Origin of the sequence: Candidatus Symbiopectobacterium sp., assembly GCF_020054415.1 — a bacterium.
In the GTDB taxonomy this organism is placed as follows: Bacteria; Pseudomonadota; Gammaproteobacteria; order Enterobacterales; family Enterobacteriaceae; genus Symbiopectobacterium.
This window is the reverse complement of sequence record NZ_JAHWCO010000476.1, coordinates 1-1867: the sequence shown is the minus strand read 5'-3', so window position 1 is coordinate 1867 and position 1867 is coordinate 1. Positions and strand designations below refer to the sequence as shown.

Annotated in this window: 1 protein-coding gene and 2 pseudogenes; 1 reads left to right on the top strand and 2 read right to left on the bottom strand. The window is 50.3% G+C overall.

Translation table 11 applies throughout. The features are described from left to right. Positions 1–109: pseudogene (locus QZ506_RS13920) on the bottom strand (IS481 family transposase); the annotation flags it as partial. 617 nt (positions 110–726) lie between these two features. Here QZ506_RS13920 and QZ506_RS13915 point away from each other — a divergent pair. After that, entirely contained in the window at positions 727–849 is a 123-nt protein-coding gene (locus QZ506_RS13915; protein WP_291971812.1) for a YshB family small membrane protein, read from the top strand. Positions 850–938: 89 nt separating this feature from the next. Here the strand turns inward: QZ506_RS13915 and QZ506_RS13910 are convergent. Then, positions 939–1730: pseudogene (locus tag QZ506_RS13910) on the bottom strand (phospholipase D-like domain-containing protein); the annotation flags it as partial. Positions 1731–1867: the final 137 nt, after the last annotated feature.

Genomic DNA, 1867 nt, shown 5'->3' with positions numbered 1-1867 from the left:
CGCGTGACACGCCCATGATCTTGCAGGCTTTTGATACGTTACCGAGTTCTTCGGCGAGATTGAGCAGGCCGGCTTTGTGTTTGATAATGGGATTGTTAGTATGAAGCATGAGAGTTACCTCGCGTTTTGTTTAAGGATTAGATACCCATATCAAAACCGGTAACTCTCAACCTTTCAAGGTCCAGTGTCAGATCTAGTCGCGACTAATACACTTCATAGCGGGTGAGCATTATCTTCTTACCGCGTAAAATCAAGCATCTTCAATGATCACGGGTATATCGCGTAAAAAATAACGCTGAGGGGGAACGAGACCACAGGGTGAGCGGCAGGACGCCGTGAACGTCAGTGGGCTCGGGCCCCGAAGGCACCGCGTAGCGGCATTATTTCCCGCGGAAAGCTAGGGCGATTGAGCGCCCCGCGTAGGGCGTGTGCGATGTACGATGCAAATAACCGCTCGGGTTAACACGCACGAAACATTCACGGTACCAACCAAAAGACTCGGCCTAAATTTGTGGAGTCCCCCCACAGATAACGCGCATTTCGCCAAAATGACACCCCCCAGCCAACACCCAGAACGATGACAAGTGTGACGCTTACGCTCCGTTTACCGTGCCCTCATAGGTATCGCTTGGAATTACAAGCCAGCGCACAAAATTGTCGATATTTTGTTCTTTACATAAAACAGGCCGGCAGTATGATCGTGTCGCTGATTCAGGAGAAAGTACCATGCTAGATTCATTTATTTCTGCGGCGACACACGGCGCTGAGCTTGGCGTAGCGGCGGGTCACTCTCCGCAAACCGCTATTGCTGCGATTCTGTGCGCTGCATTGATCAATTTCTTTATTTAGGCCTGACCGACATGCCATCGTGCTGATGTCCTATATCACAATAACATCCCCCTCATCTCGATGATGACGTTGTTTAACTATAAAACGTTTTAACCAGAAAACGCCCCGCTAACCTCGGGGCGTTTTTTTTGCTTTTCCTTGACTCGATGTGCCCCACCGGGGCGTGGTGCTGGATAATCTTTATCCCGTTGAATCAGTTGTGCGTAGTCACTGTTCCACAACTGGGCGTACAACGCATCAATACGCGCAGCCATCGCCGGGCTTTGCATCACAATCTGCAGATTGCGCGAGTTATCAAAGTAACCACCGCTCCAGTTACTGGTACCCACCCAGGCTTTTTGCTCATCAATGGTCATGACCTTGCTGTGAATCACGCGGGCAAAGGGGATGAACACACTGCCTGCCTCAGGCAATGTCACGATTTTCACTTCAACGTTCTGCAGCACCGCCAAACTTTTCAGATAAGCAATGTTCGGCTTTTTGGTGCTCCAGTTCGCCACCATTAACTCCACCTTCACCCCACGTGCTGCTGCGCTGCGTAACGCATTATCTATCAACGCATAATAGGGAAGAGTACGGTTCGGGCCATATGAGAGCGACGCATAGTCCATTACCTGAATGCGCACACGGGTTTTCGCTTGCACCAGTAAGCGTGGCAATTCCGTTTCAGAATCCAGCACTCCCGCTGGGTTGAACGCTTTGGGGCTGGCAACCAGATAGTTATTCGGGCGCGAATCATCCTGCTCAGCAGTCTGCATAACTGGCTTGACGGCGATACCTTGCGCCAGTGCTTGCTGAGCCTGCCAGTCCTGCTCAAACACCGCATTGAGCTGTTTAACCACGCTGGGGTCGTCAATAAGCAACCCGGTTTCGTGAATATGGGCTTTGTTGAATAATAGGTAATCATGCTGTTTTTCCATGCCAGTTTTGGTTGAAAATGCTTGTCATCTCAGGTGTACACTTTTCTCATGAGGCCTAACTGCATGATTTTACGTTGCGAGGATCCGTCGTTTCACTG